This window comes from Streptomyces sp. NPDC005728 (assembly GCF_040630895.1).
In the GTDB taxonomy this organism is placed as follows: domain Bacteria; phylum Actinomycetota; class Actinomycetes; order Streptomycetales; family Streptomycetaceae; genus Streptomyces.
In genome coordinates, this window is the sequence record NZ_JBEXYL010000070.1 from 13,633 (window position 1) to 27,622 (window position 13,990).

Genomic DNA, 13,990 nt, shown 5'->3' on the forward strand with positions numbered 1-13,990 from the left:
ACAAGAAGGAGTTCGTCCTCAGTGGCGTCCCATCGTCGACCCAAGCAGCCGAGCCGCACGCGTGTGACCGTGCTGACCACCGCAGCCGCCGCTGCCGTCGCGCTGAGCGCGAACGCCGCCAACGCCGCGCCGAGCGAGAAGCTCGGCAAGGACGAGGTCAAGGCGAAGGTCGACAAGCTCTACGAGCAGGCGGAGCAGGCCACCGAGAAGTACAACGGGGCCAAGGAGAAGCAGCAGAAGCTGCAGAAGGAAATCTCCACCATCCAGGACAACGTCGCCCGCGGTCAGCAGGAGCTCAACAAGCTCCGTGACGGCCTGGGTTCGCTGGCCACCGCCCAGTACCGCTCCGGCGGCATAGACGCCTCGGTCCAGCTCTTCCTGTCCTCCAACCCGGACGACTTCCTCGACAAGGCCTCCACGCTCGACCAGTTGAGCAGCCAGCAGGTCGAGGGCCTGAAGAAGATTCAGGACAAACAGCGCGAACTCGCCCAGGAGCGGGCAGAGGCCACCGAGAAGCTCAAGGACCTCGCCTCCACCCGCACCGAGCTGGGCAAGAAGAAGAAGGAAGTCCAGGGCAAGCTCGCCGAGGCACAGAAGCTGCTCAACACGCTCACCGCCAAGGAGAAGGCCGCGCTCGCCGCCGAGCAGGCGCGGGCCAACCGCTCCTCCACCGAGCGCGTGGACCTGGGCGACGACGGCTCCGCCTCCGGCCGTGCCGCCGCGGCCTTCGCCGCCGCCCAGAACCAGCTCGGCAAGCCGTACGTCTACGGCGCCACCGGCCCCTCCTCCTTCGACTGCTCGGGCCTGACCTCCTACGCCTACGCGCAGGCCGGCGTCTCCATACCGCGCACCTCCGAGGCCCAGGCCGGTATCGGCACCCGCCTGACCCAGAGCCAGCTCCAGGTCGGCGACCTCGTCTTCTTCTACGGAGACCTCCACCACGTCGGCCTCTACGCCGGCAACGGCCAGGTGCTGCACGCCCCGCACACCGGCGCCGTGGTCCGCTACGAGGCGATCGGCAACATGCCGTTCCAGTTCGGCGTCCGGGTCTGATCAACCCCGCGACACCGACTCGGGGGCGCCCGAACGGGCGAATTCCGATCAACCGAAACTGACTCCACGCCCCGCCCATGACCTGCGTCAGGGGCGGGGCGTCACGTTTGTGCAGCCCCCGAGATCGTCGGGCGCAGTCCTTCCGCACGGCTACTGTCTGCCGCGTTTCCCCGGCGCAGGGGCCTCCCCGTCCCCGGCGCCGGGGAGGCTGTCTCTGTCCGCCAGCAGAAGGACTGCCGTGGGGTCCCATCGCCGCCTTGCACCGTCCGGGTTCAACCGGGGCGCCGCCGCCCTGTGCGTGTTGTCGGCCGCCGCCACACTCGGCGCCGTACCCGCCCAAGCAGCGCCGCACGGACACACCCGTGCCGAGGTGGACCGCCTCTACACGGAGGCCGAGCAGGCGACCCAGGCCTACGACAAGGCCGACGAGCGGGCCGACGTGCTGCGCCGCGAGGTCAGGGACGCCCAGGACCACATCGCCCGGCAGCAGCAGCGCATCAACACCATGCGCGAGCGGATCGGTTCGCTGGCCGGCGCCCAGTACCGCTCCGGCGGCATCGACCCCGCCGTCGCCCTGCTCTTCTCCGACGACCCCGACGACTACCTCGACAAGGCGACCACCCTCGACCGCATCGGCGCCCAGCAGGCCGGACAGCTCAGGGACTTGCGCTCGGCGATGCGGGAACTCGCCCAGGAGCGCGCCGAGGCCGCCGGGAAACTCGCCGCGCTGGAGCAGAGCCGCAAGGCGGTCGCCCAGCACAAGCGGACCGTGGAGAAGAAGCTCGCCAGGGCCCGGCAGCTGCTCAACTCCCTGCCCGCCGCCGAGCGCGCCGCCTACGACCGTGCCTCCCGCTCCGGCCGCACCGACCTGCCCGACCCGTCCGGCGCCGTCGCCCCCGACGGCCGCTCCTCGGCCGCCGTCGCCGCCGCCCTCTCCGCCCTCGGCCGCCCCTACGTGTGGGGTGCCAGCGGGCCCTCCGGCTTCGACTGCTCCGGCCTGATGCAGTGGTCGTACGCGCAGGCCGGGATCCATCTGCCGCGCACCTCGCAGGAGCAGCGGTACGCCGGCCGGCAGATCCCGCTCTCCGAGGCGCGCCCCGGCGACCTGGTCGTCTACCGCTCCGACGCCAGCCATGTGGGGATGTACGTCGGCAACGGCCAGGTCGTCCACGCGCCCTACCCGGGAGCCCCGGTGCGCTACGACCCGGTCGGCATGATGCCCGTCTCCTCGGTCACCCGTCCCTGAGCACGGACCGCGCGCCGTACGATCGGGAAATGGCTGATCGCAGACGGATGCAGGGGGTGTGGCGGACCGCAGCGGCCGGGCTGTGTCTGCTGCTCGTACCGCCCCTGGCCGGATGCGGCGGACGGACGGCAGCCGACCCGGCGCGGGCCGAGGTGCAGCAGGTGCTCGACCGGCGCTCGGCGGCCCTCCTCGGGCACGACGAGACGGCGTACGGCACGACGGGCACCCGGACCGGGTACGACCGGCTGCGCGCGCTCCCGCTGGCCTCCTGGACCTACCGGGTGACCGCCCTGCACCACCGCGGCACCGGTGTCACCGCCGACGCGGAACTGCGCTACCGGATCTCCGGCTACGACCGGGCCCCGGTCAGCGTCCGCCGCACCCTCGCCCTCGGCCGCACCGCCGACGACGGGTGGTACGTCACCGCCGACCGGCCCGCGCCGAAGGCCGAGCAGCAGCTCTGGGACCAGGGCACGGTGGCCGCGGTCGAGGGCGCGCACAGCCTGGTCCTCGGGGCCGGCCGGAGCGCCGCCGACCTGCGCGCGTACGCCCGGCTCGCCGACCGCGCGGTCCCGGCCGTCTCCCGCGCGTGGGGCACGGACTGGACCCGCCGGGTCGTCGTCCTCGTCCCGCGCTCGCTGGAGGGCATGGCGGGCCTGCTCGGCTCGCCCGCCGCCGGCTACCGGGGCATCGCCGCGGTCACCACCGGCGAGGCGGGCGGCAGCGGGAAGGCGCCCGCGGACCGGGTGGTCGTCAACCCGGACGCCTACGGCATGCTCGGCGGCCTCGGCAAGCAGGTCGTGCTCACCCACGAGACCACCCATGTGGCCACCCGCGCGCACACCACCGCCGCCACCCCGCTGTGGCTCTCCGAGGGCTACGCCGACTGGATCGGCTACCTCGGCACCGGCCGCACGCCCGCCGAGGCCGCACCGGAACTCGCCCGCGCGGTCCGGGACGGCCACGTGCCCTCCGGTCTCCCCTCCGACCGGGACTTCGGGTTCAGCGGCGACCCCACCCACCTCGCGCAGGCCTACGAGGGCGGCTGGCTGGCCTGCACGATGATCGCCGACCACTGGGGCGAGGCCCGGCTCGACACCTTCTACCGGGCCGTCGGCGCCCACCGCGAGCGCCCGGGCGCGGTCGAGGGGGCGATGAAGAAGGTCCTCGGAACCACACCCGAGGCGTTCACCGCCCAGTGGCGGGAGTACGTGCGCACGCGGCTCGGCTGACCGGGCGGCGTCAGGAGGCCGAGGGCGCTCTCTCGCGGGCCGCCCGAGGACGCAGCGGGGCCGCGGGGGAGGCGGGGGCCGTGGAGTGCCACAGGCGGCGGGCCGCCGTGAGGGCGGCGGCGACGAGCAGGCCGTTGCGGAGCAGGAGCAGGGTGAGGCCGTAGGCGTCGCTCGCGACCACGTGCGTGAAGCCGAGCGGGAACTCCAGGACCGTCAGGACGGCCGCGGCGAGCAGCATCACGGCGGGTGCGCCCATACGGCTCGCCCGGAAGCACATGCACACGGCGGCCAGGCCGATCAGCCACACCAGGTACTGCGGGCTGATCACCCGGCTGGTGACCGTGAACAGCAGCACCGCCGTGAACGCCGCGTCGGCGAGCGTGTGCGAGGCGAACCGGGCCGCCCGCAGCCGCCACAGCACCAGCCAGCCGAACGCGGCCCCGGACAGCGCCATCGCCGCGCTGCTGACCAGGCCGACGTACGGGCCGAGGAATTCGATCGACCCGTAGTTCAGCAGCAGCTGTCCCTGCCAGCCGAAGCTCCGGGCCACGTGGAAGACCAGTCCGCCCAGCGACTCCACCTCGGTGCCCCGGTCCCGCTGGAAGGCGAGGAAGGCGAAGGCGCCGGGCGCGGCCAGCGCGAACAGTCCCGCGAGGCCGCCCGCGGTCACCGCGGCCGAGGTCCAGGCCCGCAGCCGCGTGGCACCCACCAGGAGCAGCGCCGGCCACACCTTCAGCAGCGCCCCGAAGCCCGCCAGCGCGCCGAGCACGCGGGGATGCCGGGCCCCCGCGAGCACGGCCCCCACGGCCACCGCGGTCACCATCAGGTCGTAGCGGGCGTACACCGTCGGGCCGAGCAACGGTACGCCCGCCACCCAGGTCCCGGCACCGCGCAGCGACCGGCCGGGGCGCAGGCCCGTGTACAGCAGCAGGACGAGCACGGCCAGGTCGGCGAGGCACACCAGCACGAAGAATGCGTGGGCGTAGGTCAGGAACGGCAGGGCGGCGGGGGCCAGGATCGCGAGGGCGGCGGCGGGCGGGTACTGCCAGGTCACGTCGCCCGACGGGAACGCTCCGTGGCGCAGCACCTCGTACCAGCCCTGGTAGATCACCGACACGTCGGTGGTGACGTCGACACCGGGGGAGACGAGTACTCGCAGAACGAGGAGCAGCAGCACCAGCCGGGTGCCGCACCAGGCCGCCAGCAGCCCCGCCGCCTTCCCGCTCACCTGCACCCCTGTTCGTCCGCCTGCCCCGGTCCGGACCCATGATCCCCTGCCGACCTGTGCGCGTGCCATCAAGCGCGCCCGGTAGGGTCGGCGGTGATGCGCAAGACCCTGATCGTGACCAACGACTTTCCGCCCCGGCCGGGCGGCATCCAGGCCTTCCTGCACAACATCGCCCTCCGGCTGGACCCGGGGCGGCTCGTCGTCTACGCCTCCACCTGGAAGCGCGGCAGGGAGGGCGCCGAGGCCACCGCCGCCTTCGACGCCGAGCAGCCCTTCACCGTCGTACGCGACCGTACGACCATGCTGCTGCCCACCCCGGGCGCGACGCGGCGGGCGGTCGGGCTGCTGCGGGAGCACGGCTGCACGTCGGTGTGGTTCGGGGCGGCCGCGCCGCTCGGTCTGATGGCGCCCGCGCTGCGCAGGGCGGGCGCCGAGCGGCTGGTGGCCACCACCCACGGTCACGAGGCCGGCTGGGCCCAGCTGCCCGCGGCCCGGCAGCTGCTGGGCCGGATCGGGGAGTCCACGGACACGCTCACCTACCTCGGCGAGTACACCCGCTCCCGGATCGCCACCGCGCTCACCCCGGACGCGGCCGGGCGGATGGTGCAGCTGCCGCCCGGGGTCGACGAGAAGACCTTCCACCCCGCCTCGGGCGGCGACGAGGTGCGGGCCCGGCTCGGGCTCACCGAGCGGCCGGTGGTCGTGTGCGTCTCCCGGCTGGTGCCGAGGAAGGGCCAGGACACGCTCATCCGGGCCATGCCGCGGATCCTCGCCGCCGAGCCGGACACCGTGCTGCTCGTCGTCGGCGGCGGGCCCTACGAGCAGGACCTGCGCCGCCTGGCCCGGGAGACGGGCTTCGAGGCATCGGTCCGCTTCACCGGCGCCGTGCCCTGGTCCGAACTGCCCGCGCACTACGGCGCCGGGGACGTCTTCGCCATGCCGTGCCGCACCCGGCGCGGCGGCCTGGACGTCGAGGGCCTCGGGATCGTCTACCTGGAGGCCTCCGCCACCGGACTGCCGGTCGTCGCCGGCGACTCGGGCGGCGCCCCCGACGCCGTGCTGGACGGCGAGACGGGATGGGTCGTGAGGGGCGGCGAGCCGGCCGAGGCCGCCGAGCGCATCATCGCCCTTCTCGGCGACGCCGAGCTGCGCCGCAGGATGGGGGAGCGGGGGCGCCAGTGGGTCGAGGAGAAGTGGCGCTGGGACCTGCTGGCGGAGAAGCTCAAGGAAATGCTCTGAAAGACGCCTTCAAAAACTTGTCCCCGCTCTAGGCGGAACGGGAAAATCCGCCCATGCTGCGCGCATGACAGCAAAACTGATGCAGCGTCAGCTGAGTAGGCGTCACATCCTGGGCATGATCGCCCTCCAGACCGCCGCCACGGCCGGTCTCACCCGCATCGGTCTGAAGTCCGCGCAGGCGGCCGAACCGGCCGCCGTCGACAACGCCCCGGCCATCGTGGTCGGTTCGGGCTACGGCGGGGCCGTGGCCGCCCTCCGCCTCGGCCAGTCCGGCATCCGCACCCTCGTCCTGGAGATGGGCCGGCTCTGGAACACCGCCGGCGGCGACGGCAAGGTGTTCTGCTCCACCAGCGCCCCCGACCAGCGCTCCATGTGGTTCCGCACCCGCACCGAGGCCCCGCTGGCCACCTTCCTGTGGCTGGACCTCGTCAACAAGGACATCAGCAGCTACCCCGGAGTCCTCGACCGGGTGCACTACGACCACATGTCCGTGTACGTCGGCCGGGGCGTCGGCGGCGGCTCCCTGGTCAACGGCGGCATGGCGGTCACCCCGCTGAAGTCCTACTTCGCCGAGCAGTTCCCGACCGTGGACGCCGACGAGATGTACGGCACCTACTTCCCGCGCGCCCGCTCTGTGCTCGGCGTCAACACCGTCGACCCGGCCTGGTTCGAGTCCACGGAGTGGTACCAGTTCACCCGCACCTCCCGGAAGGCCGCCGCCAACGCCGGCCTGAAAACCACCTTCGTGCCGAACGTCTACGACTTCGGCTACATGCAGCGCGAGGCCGCCGGCACGGCCACGAAGTCCGCGCTCGCCGGGGAGGTCATCTACGGCAACAACCATGGCAAGCGCAGCCTCGACAAGACCTACCTGGCCGCCGCCCTCGGCACCGGCAACGTCACGATCCACACCCTGGAGAAGGTCAGGGCGGTCACCAGGGCGAGCGACGGGTCGTACGTGCTGACCGCCGACCGCGTCGACACCACCGGCAAGGTCGTGGAGACCAAGCAGTACAGCTGCACGTACCTCTTCCTCGGCGGCGGCAGCCTCGGCACCACCGAACTCCTCGTCCGCGCCCGGGACACCGGCACCCTGCCGAACCTGAACTCCGGTGTGGGAGCCGGCTGGGGCACCAACGGCAACACCATGGTCGGCCGCGCCAACCACATCTGGGACACCGTCGGCGCCAACCAGGCGACCATGCCCGTCATGGGCATCGACGACTGGGCCAACACCGCCAACCCGGTCTTCGCCGAGATCGCCCCGCTGCCCATGGGGTTCGAGCACTGGATCAGCCTGTACCTGGCGATCACCAAGAACCCCGAGCGGGCGTCGTTCTCGTACGACTCCTCGTCCGGCACGGTGAAACTCGGCTGGACCGCCGCCCAGAGCGCCGTGTCGGTCGGGATGGCCAAGAAGCTGTTCGACCGCGTCAACGCGGCCAACGCGACCATCTACCGGTACGACCTCTTCGGCTCGACCAGCAAGATCTTCGCGGACGACTTCACCTACCACCCGCTGGGCGGCTGCGTCCTGGGGAAGGCGACCGACGACTACGGCCGGGTCAAGGGGTACTCCAGGCTCTACATCACCGACGGCTCGCTGGTGCCCGGCTCGATCGGGGTGAACCCCTTCGTCACCATCACCGCGCTCGCCGAACGCACGATGGCGCGGGTCCTCGCCGAGGACACCGCGCCATGAGCGTGCGGACGGGTCACTTGGCGTAGATCGCCTCGATCTGGTCCGCGTAGTCCTTCGCCACCACGTTCCGCTTGAGCTTCAGCGACGGGGTGAGGTGGCCCGACTCCTCCGAGAACTGGGAGGACAGAATGCGGAACTTCCGCACCGATTCCGCCTTCGACACCGCGGCGTTGCCGTCGTCGACCGCGTCCTGGATCGCGGCGATCAGGTCCGGGTCCTCGCGCAGCGACGCCGCGGTGGAGCCCGCCGGCTTGCCGTGCTCCTCGGCCCAGCGGCCCAGGAACTCGTCGTCGATGGTGACCAGCGCGCCCACGAACGGCCGCCCGTCGCCCACCACCATGCACTCCGCGACCAGCGCGTGGGCGCGGATGCGGTCCTCGATCACGGCCGGGGCCACGTTCTTGCCGCCCGCGGTGACGATGATCTCCTTCTTGCGACCGGTGATCTTGAGGTAGCCGTCCTCGTCGAGGGTGCCGATGTCACCCGTGTGGAACCAGCCGTCGGCGAGCGCCTCGGCGGTCGCGCCCGGGTTGTTCCAGTACTCCTTGAACAGGTGCTCGCCGTGCAGCAGCACCTCGCCGTCGTCCGCTATGCGGATCACCGAACCGGGCAGCGGCTGGCCGACCGTGCCGATCTTCTGCCGGTCCCAGGGGTTGAACGCGGTCGCCGCGCAGGACTCGGTCAGGCCGTAGCCCTCCAGCACCGTGAAGCCGATGCCCCGGAAGAAGTGCCCGAGCCGCTCGCCCAGCGGGGCGCCGCCGGAGATGGCGTACTCGCCGCGGCCGCCGAGGACAGCGCGCAGTTTGCTGTAGACCAGCTTGTCGAAGACCTTGTACTTGATCTTCAGACCCAGGGGCGGGCCCGACGGGGTGTCCAGCGCCTTGCTGTAGGCGATGGCGGTGTCCGCGGCCTTGTCGAAGATCGCGCCCTTGCCGTCCGCCTGCGCCTTGGCCCGCGCCGAGTTGTAGACCTTCTCGAAGACGCGCGGGACACCGAGGATGAGCGTCGGCCGGAAGGCGGCCAGCTCGTCGGTGAGGTGCTTGATGTCCGGAACACAGCCCAGCTTGATCGGCGCCATCATCGGCGCGATCTGCACGAGCCGCCCGAAGACGTGCGCGAGCGGGAGGAAGAGCAGGACCGAGCACTCACCGGTACGGAACAGCGGCCGCAGCCGCTCCACGATGTTCCCGCACTCGGCGAAGAAGCTGCGGTGGGTGAGCACGCATCCCTTGGGGCGCCCGGTCGTGCCGCTCGTGTAGACGATGGTCGCCGGGTCGTCGGCCTTGGCGAGCGAGCTGCGCTCCTCCACGGCCGCATCCGAGACGTCCTGCCCGAGCAGGCCCAGCTCCTCCAGGCCGCCGCCCTCGATCTGCCAGACGTGCTTGAGGGCGGGCAGGGTGTCGCGCACCGAGTCCACGGCGGCCACGTGGCTGTCCAGCTCCACGATGCACGCGGTCGCGCCCGAGTCGGACAGGATCCACTGCACCTGCTCCGGCGAGCTGGTCTCGTACACCGGCACGGTGACCGCGCCCGCGCTCCAGATCGCGAAGTCGAGGAGCGTCCACTCGTAGCGCGTCCTGGACATCAGGCCGACCCGGTCGCCCGGCTGCACACCGGAGGCGATGAGCCCCTTGGCGGCGGCGTGCACCTCGGCCAGGAACTCCGTGGCCGTCACGTCCTGCCAGGCGCCGCCCGCCTTGCGGGCGATGACGGCGACGTCGGGATGCTGCGCGGCGTTTCTGCGGACGATGTCGGTCAGATTGCCGTCCGCAGGGACCTCGTACAAAGCCGGAAGGCTGAACTCGCGCAAGACTGCTGCTCCTCATAGGGCGCCGGCGCCACGACACTGTGTGATGCGACGGTGCGGTCCAAGGCTCGGGCAGGTGCTCCGGGTGTCCACCGCTTGGTTGAAACCCTGAGCACTACTGGACTGCCCGGACGTTACCGGTCGGTATGGCTTCTACGACAGGGGGTCCCGACGAGATGTTCGCTGCGTCACACAGGATGGCGTTCCTGGGCGCACAGTAGTCCACGGCCCAACCGACCGGCGAGTTGCGGCAGACCGGGCCGTCACTGTTCACGCACACCCCACACGCCTACGCTTGATCGCCATGGCACCCACACGCTCCGGTAACCGAAGGACACGCGTCCACGTGGTCAGCGACGTACACGGCAACGCCCGTGACCTGGCCCGGGCCGGCGAAGGTGCGGACGCCCTGGTCTGTCTCGGCGACCTCGTCCTCTTCCTCGACTACGCCGACCACTCCCGCGGGATCTTCCCCGACCTGTTCGGCAGGGAGAACGCCGACCGCATCGTCGAGTTGCGCACCGCCCGCCGCTTCGAGGAGGCGCGTGCCTTCGGCGCCCGATTGTGGGCCGGGATCGGCTCCGACCGGGCCGCCGCGATCGAGAAGGCGGTGCGCAAGCAGTACGCCGAGCTGTTCGCCGCGTTCCCGACCCCGACGTACGCCACCTACGGCAATGTCGATATGCCGCCTTTGTGGAGTGAGTACGCCGGGCCCGGCACCAGGGTGCTGGACGGCGAGCGGGTGGAGATCGGTGGCTGGACCTTCGGCTTCGTGGGCGGCGGCCTGCGCACCCCGATGCGGACGCCGTACGAGATCGACGACGAGGAGTACGCGGCCAAGATCGAGGCGCTCGGTGAGGTGGACGTGCTGTGCACGCACATCCCGCCGGAGGTGCCCGAGCTGGTCTACGACACCGTCGCGCGCCGCTTCGAGCGGGGCAGCCGGGCGCTGCTGGCGGCCATCCACCGCACCAGGCCGCGCTACTCCCTCTTCGGGCACGTCCACCAGCCGCTGGCCCGCCGGATGCGGATCGGCGCCACCGAGTGCGTGAACGTGGGGCACTTTGCCGGTACGGGCAGGCCCTGGGCCCTCGAATGGTGAGAACGCGGAGACGGGGTGGATGGGGTGAAGGCGGCAGGTCGGCGGCGCGGTAGCCTTCACGCTGCACACTCTTAGGTCCGTATCTGGAGGAGCCACGGCGATGGCAGAACACACCAGTTCGAGCATCACGATCGAGGCGGCTCCGGCCGACGTCATGGCGGTGATCGCCGACTTCGCCCGCTATCCGGACTGGACGGGCGAGGTCAAGGAGGCGGAGGTCCTCAAGACCGACGGCCGGGGCCGCGCCGAGCAGGTCCGCCTCGTCATGGACGCCGGAGCCATCAAGGACGACCAGACCCTGGGCTACACCTGGACCGGGGAGAACGAGGTCTCCTGGACGCTCGTGAAGTCCCAGATGCTGCGCTCCCTGGACGGCTCCTACCTCCTCAAGCCGGCCGGTGCGGGTGCCACCGAGGTCACCTACCAGCTCACGGTCGACGTCAAGATCCCCATGCTCGGCATGATCAAGCGCAAGGCGGAGAAGGTCATCATCGACCGCGCACTGGCGGGCCTGAAGAAGCGGGTGGAGTCGGGCGACTGAGTCTGTGCCCGCCCACTGGCCCCGGGGCAACCGGGCCTCGCCGGCCGCGCCTTCCGCCCTCCGTTACCGTTCACCCTCATGCGCACCATCCTGATCACGGGCCCGGGCGGCAGCGGTCGTACCACGGTCGCCGCCGCCACCGCGGTCGACGCCGCTCGGGAGGGCACCCGTACCCTCCTCCTCAGTGCCGACCGCACCGACACCCTCGGCACGGCGCTGGGCTCCGCGACAGGACCGGCCCCGACCGAGATCACCGAGCACCTCACGGCCTGGCGCCCCGACGCCACGGAACGCTTCCGGCAGGACCTCACCGCCTTCCAGAGCCGCGCTGCGAACGTCCTCGACCTCCTCGGCGCCGCACGCCTGGACGGCGAGGAGGTCACCCCGCTGCCCGGCGCCGAGGAACTGTCCTTCCTGCGCGCCCTGAGAGACGCCGCCCTCTCCGATCGATACGACCTCCTCGTCGCGGACCTCCCGCCCCTCCCGCAGGCCCTCCCGCTGCTCGCCCTCCCCGAGGAGCTGCGCCGCTACCTGCGCCGGCTGCTCCCGCCCGAGCGCCAGGCGGCCCGCGCCCTGCGCCCGGTCCTCGGACGGCTGGCAGGCGTCCCCATGCCCGCCGAGTGGCTGTACGAGACGGCAGCCCGCTGGGATGTCGAGCTGGCCGCCGTCGAGGCCGTCATCACCGACCGCGGCACCGCCGTACGCCTGGTAGCCGAGCCCGGCCCCGCCGGCACCGACGCCGTCACCACCGCGGCCCTCGGCCTCGCCCTGCGCGGCCTGCGCACCGAGGCCCTGATCGCCAACCGCGTCCTGCCCGAGACCGTGCCCGACACCTGGCTCTCCGGCCTCCTCGCCCAGCAGCGCAAGGCCCTGGCCGCCTGGACGGAGTCGTACGACGTCCACACCGTCCCCCACCTCGGCCGCGACCCGCACGGCACCGAGGACCTGGACGCCCTCGCCGTCCCCGGTGTCAACGCCGCGCCCACCCCGGTCGAGTGGCCCGTCGCCGACCGCCTCGCCGAGGACGGCGTGCTGGTCTGGCACCTCCCGCTGCCCGGCGCGATACGGGACGACCTGGACCTGGTCCGGCGCGGCGACGAACTCGTGATCAGCGCGGGCAGCTTCCGGCGGATCGTTCCGCTCCCGTCCGCCCTGCGCCGCTGCACCGTCGCCGGGGCCGCGCTGCGCGAGGGCGAACTGCGCATCCGGTTCGCCCCCGACCCCGACCTGTGGCCCGCCGCGCGGCGGTGAACCGCGTACGGCCGTTCGGGTAACGTCGTAGGGGCGAACCGTAGTCAGGAGCCCGCCATGAGCGAAGACCGCCCCGCACCCGGCCCCTTCGAGAAGGCCGAGGAAGCCGAGCAGGACCGGGCGACCGACACCGACACCGACGCCTGGGCCACGGCCTGTGCCGAGGACCTCGCCGCCGAGAAGGCCCGCCGCCGTGCCGCGCAGGGCCCGCCCGCGGGCTCCGCCGCCGAGGAACTGCGCAGGCTCGTGGACACGGTGGCCGACAAGCTGTCCGGCCTCCAGTCCCCGCTCCTCGGAGCCGTCGCCGGACCCGCCGCCCAGCAGGTGGTGCGCCAGGTCGTCCAGCAGGCCAAGGCCGCCGTGGAGCCCGTGATAGAGCGCAACCCGGAGATCTTCGACCATCTCGCCGCGGCCGGTTCCGAGCTGCTGGCCGCCTACCGCTCCGCCGTCCAGGCCCAGGAGCACCGCTGGACCACCGGCGCGGCCGACCTGAAGGACGACCGGACCGACCGTCCCGACCGGGGCGAGGGCACCGGCCCCGGGGAACGCATCGACCTGGACTGAAGCCTTTCACCGGCAGGGCCTCGGGTACGGTTGGCCGTAGCGGGGCTCGACCGAAACTGAGGGATTCATGGGACTCACCATCGGCGTCGACATCGGCGGCACCAAGATCGCGGCCGGCGTGGTCGACGAGGAAGGCAACATCCTCTCGACCTTCAAGGTGCCGACCCCCACCACGCCCGAGGCCATCGTGGACGCCATCGCCTCGGCTGTGGAGGGTGCGCGTGCGGGGCACGAGATCGTCGGCGTGGGTATCGGTGCGGCCGGATACGTGAACCGGCAGCGCTCCACGGTGTACTTCGCCCCCAACATCGACTGGCGCCAGGAGCCGCTGAAGGAGAAGGTCGAGGCCCGCGTGGGCCTGCCGGTCGTGGTCGAGAACGACGCCAACGCCGCCGCCTGGGGCGAGTACAAGTTCGGCGCCGGCAAGGGCCACCGCAACGTCATCTGCATCACGCTCGGCACCGGCCTCGGCGGCGGCATCATCATCGGCAACAAGCTGCGCCGCGGCCACTTCGGCGTGGCCGCGGAGTTCGGCCACATCCGGATGGTCCCGGACGGCCTGCAGTGCGGCTGCGGCAGCCAGGGCTGCTGGGAGCAGTACGCCTCCGGCCGTGCCCTGGTCCGCTACGCCAAGCAGCGCGCCAACGCGACCCCGGAGAACGCCGAGGTGCTCCTGTCCCTGGGCGACGGCACCCCGGAGGGCATCGAGGGCAAGCACATCTCCATGGCCGCCCGCCAGGGCGACCTGGTCGCCGTGGACTCCTACCGTGAGCTGGCCCGCTGGGCCGGCGCGGGCCTCGCCGACCTGGCCTCCCTCTTCGACCCGTCCGCCTTCATCGTCGGCGGTGGCCTCTCGGACGAGGGCGAGCTGGTCCTCGACCCGATCCGCAAGTCCTACAAGCGCTGGCTGGTCGGCGGCAACTGGCGCCCGGTCGCCGACGTCATCGCCGCTCAGCTCGGCAACAAGGCGGGCCTGGTGGGCGCAGCCGACCTGGCCCGCGAGCCCGACCCGATCATGTAGGGAC

12 protein-coding genes are annotated in these 13,990 nt (G+C 72.1%); 10 read left to right on the plus strand and 2 right to left on the minus strand.

Annotation, left to right across the window (positions count from 1 at the left end):
• Positions 1-21: 21 nt before the first annotated feature.
• From ABZ471_RS34295 to ABZ471_RS34305, 3 genes are all read left to right on the plus strand, one after another.
• Positions 22-1,053: an NlpC/P60 family protein gene (locus tag ABZ471_RS34295; protein ID WP_359072019.1), complete on the plus strand. Its 1,032-nt coding sequence runs from the start codon at positions 22-24 to the stop codon at positions 1,051-1,053.
• 238 nt (positions 1,054-1,291) lie between these two features.
• On the plus strand, positions 1,292-2,299 hold the full coding sequence (locus ABZ471_RS34300; protein ID WP_359072021.1) for an NlpC/P60 family protein: 1,008 nt from the start codon (positions 1,292-1,294) through the stop codon (positions 2,297-2,299).
• Between the two features lie 29 nt (positions 2,300-2,328).
• Positions 2,329-3,531 carry a hypothetical protein gene (locus ABZ471_RS34305; RefSeq protein ID WP_359072023.1) on the plus strand — a complete coding sequence of 401 codons (1,203 nt, stop codon included), beginning with the start codon at positions 2,329-2,331 and terminating at the stop codon, positions 3,529-3,531.
• A gap of 10 nt (positions 3,532-3,541) precedes the next feature.
• Here ABZ471_RS34305 and ABZ471_RS34310 read toward each other — a convergent pair whose 3' ends face one another.
• Positions 3,542-4,765: a glycosyltransferase 87 family protein gene (locus tag ABZ471_RS34310; RefSeq protein ID WP_359072024.1), complete on the minus strand. Its 1,224-nt coding sequence runs from the start codon at positions 4,763-4,765 to the stop codon at positions 3,542-3,544.
• Between the two features lie 90 nt (positions 4,766-4,855).
• Here ABZ471_RS34310 and ABZ471_RS34315 point away from each other — a divergent pair, with 90 nt between their 5' ends.
• Positions 4,856-5,998: a glycosyltransferase family 4 protein gene (locus ABZ471_RS34315; RefSeq protein ID WP_359072026.1), complete on the plus strand. Its 1,143-nt coding sequence runs from the start codon at positions 4,856-4,858 to the stop codon at positions 5,996-5,998.
• Positions 5,999-6,113: 115 nt separating this feature from the next.
• Positions 6,114-7,700, plus strand: coding sequence for a GMC oxidoreductase (locus tag ABZ471_RS34320; protein WP_359072071.1), 1,587 nt, complete (start codon positions 6,114-6,116; stop codon positions 7,698-7,700).
• A gap of 13 nt (positions 7,701-7,713) precedes the next feature.
• Here the strand turns inward: ABZ471_RS34320 and ABZ471_RS34325 are convergent, their stop codons facing one another.
• A complete protein-coding gene (locus tag ABZ471_RS34325) occupies positions 7,714-9,510 on the minus strand; it encodes an AMP-dependent synthetase/ligase (protein ID WP_359072028.1) in 1,797 nt (598 codons plus the stop codon).
• A gap of 301 nt (positions 9,511-9,811) precedes the next feature.
• On the opposite strand from ABZ471_RS34325, the gene ABZ471_RS34330 reads away from it, so the two are divergent.
• The 5 genes from ABZ471_RS34330 to ABZ471_RS34350 all read left to right on the plus strand — a co-directional run bounded on the left by ABZ471_RS34330 (position 9,812) and on the right by ABZ471_RS34350 (position 13,986).
• Positions 9,812-10,609 carry a metallophosphoesterase gene (locus tag ABZ471_RS34330; protein WP_359072030.1) on the plus strand — a complete coding sequence of 266 codons (798 nt, stop codon included), beginning with the start codon at positions 9,812-9,814 and terminating at the stop codon, positions 10,607-10,609.
• A gap of 100 nt (positions 10,610-10,709) precedes the next feature.
• On the plus strand, positions 10,710-11,150 hold the full coding sequence (locus ABZ471_RS34335) for an SRPBCC family protein (RefSeq protein WP_359072032.1): 441 nt from the start codon (positions 10,710-10,712) through the stop codon (positions 11,148-11,150).
• A gap of 78 nt (positions 11,151-11,228) precedes the next feature.
• Positions 11,229-12,401, plus strand: a complete 1,173-nt coding sequence (locus ABZ471_RS34340) for an ArsA-related P-loop ATPase (protein ID WP_359072034.1) — start codon at positions 11,229-11,231, stop codon at positions 12,399-12,401.
• Positions 12,402-12,458: 57 nt separating this feature from the next.
• Positions 12,459-12,965 (plus strand): DUF5304 domain-containing protein, encoded by a 507-nt coding sequence (locus ABZ471_RS34345; protein WP_359072036.1) that lies wholly within the window; start codon positions 12,459-12,461, stop codon positions 12,963-12,965.
• Positions 12,966-13,032: 67 nt separating this feature from the next.
• Entirely contained in the window at positions 13,033-13,986 is a 954-nt protein-coding gene (locus tag ABZ471_RS34350; protein WP_359072038.1) for an ROK family glucokinase, read from the plus strand.
• The last annotated feature ends 4 nt before the right edge of the window (positions 13,987-13,990 follow it).

Excerpts from the sequence above, each read along its gene's own strand:
- ABZ471_RS34305 (WP_359072023.1), top strand. The coding sequence starts at position 2,329 with ATGGCTGATCGCAGACGGATGCAGGGGGTGTGGCGGACCGCAGCGGCC.
- ABZ471_RS34315 (WP_359072026.1), top strand. The coding sequence starts at position 4,856 with ATGCGCAAGACCCTGATCGTGACCAACGACTTTCCGCCCCGGCCGGGC.
- ABZ471_RS34320 (WP_359072071.1), top strand. The coding sequence starts at position 6,114 with ATGATCGCCCTCCAGACCGCCGCCACGGCCGGTCTCACCCGCATCGGT.
- ABZ471_RS34330 (WP_359072030.1), top strand. The coding sequence starts at position 9,812 with ATGGCACCCACACGCTCCGGTAACCGAAGGACACGCGTCCACGTGGTC.
- ABZ471_RS34335 (WP_359072032.1), top strand. The coding sequence starts at position 10,710 with ATGGCAGAACACACCAGTTCGAGCATCACGATCGAGGCGGCTCCGGCC.
- ABZ471_RS34340 (WP_359072034.1), top strand. The coding sequence starts at position 11,229 with ATGCGCACCATCCTGATCACGGGCCCGGGCGGCAGCGGTCGTACCACG.
- ABZ471_RS34345 (WP_359072036.1), top strand. The coding sequence starts at position 12,459 with ATGAGCGAAGACCGCCCCGCACCCGGCCCCTTCGAGAAGGCCGAGGAA.
- ABZ471_RS34350 (WP_359072038.1), top strand. The coding sequence starts at position 13,033 with ATGGGACTCACCATCGGCGTCGACATCGGCGGCACCAAGATCGCGGCC.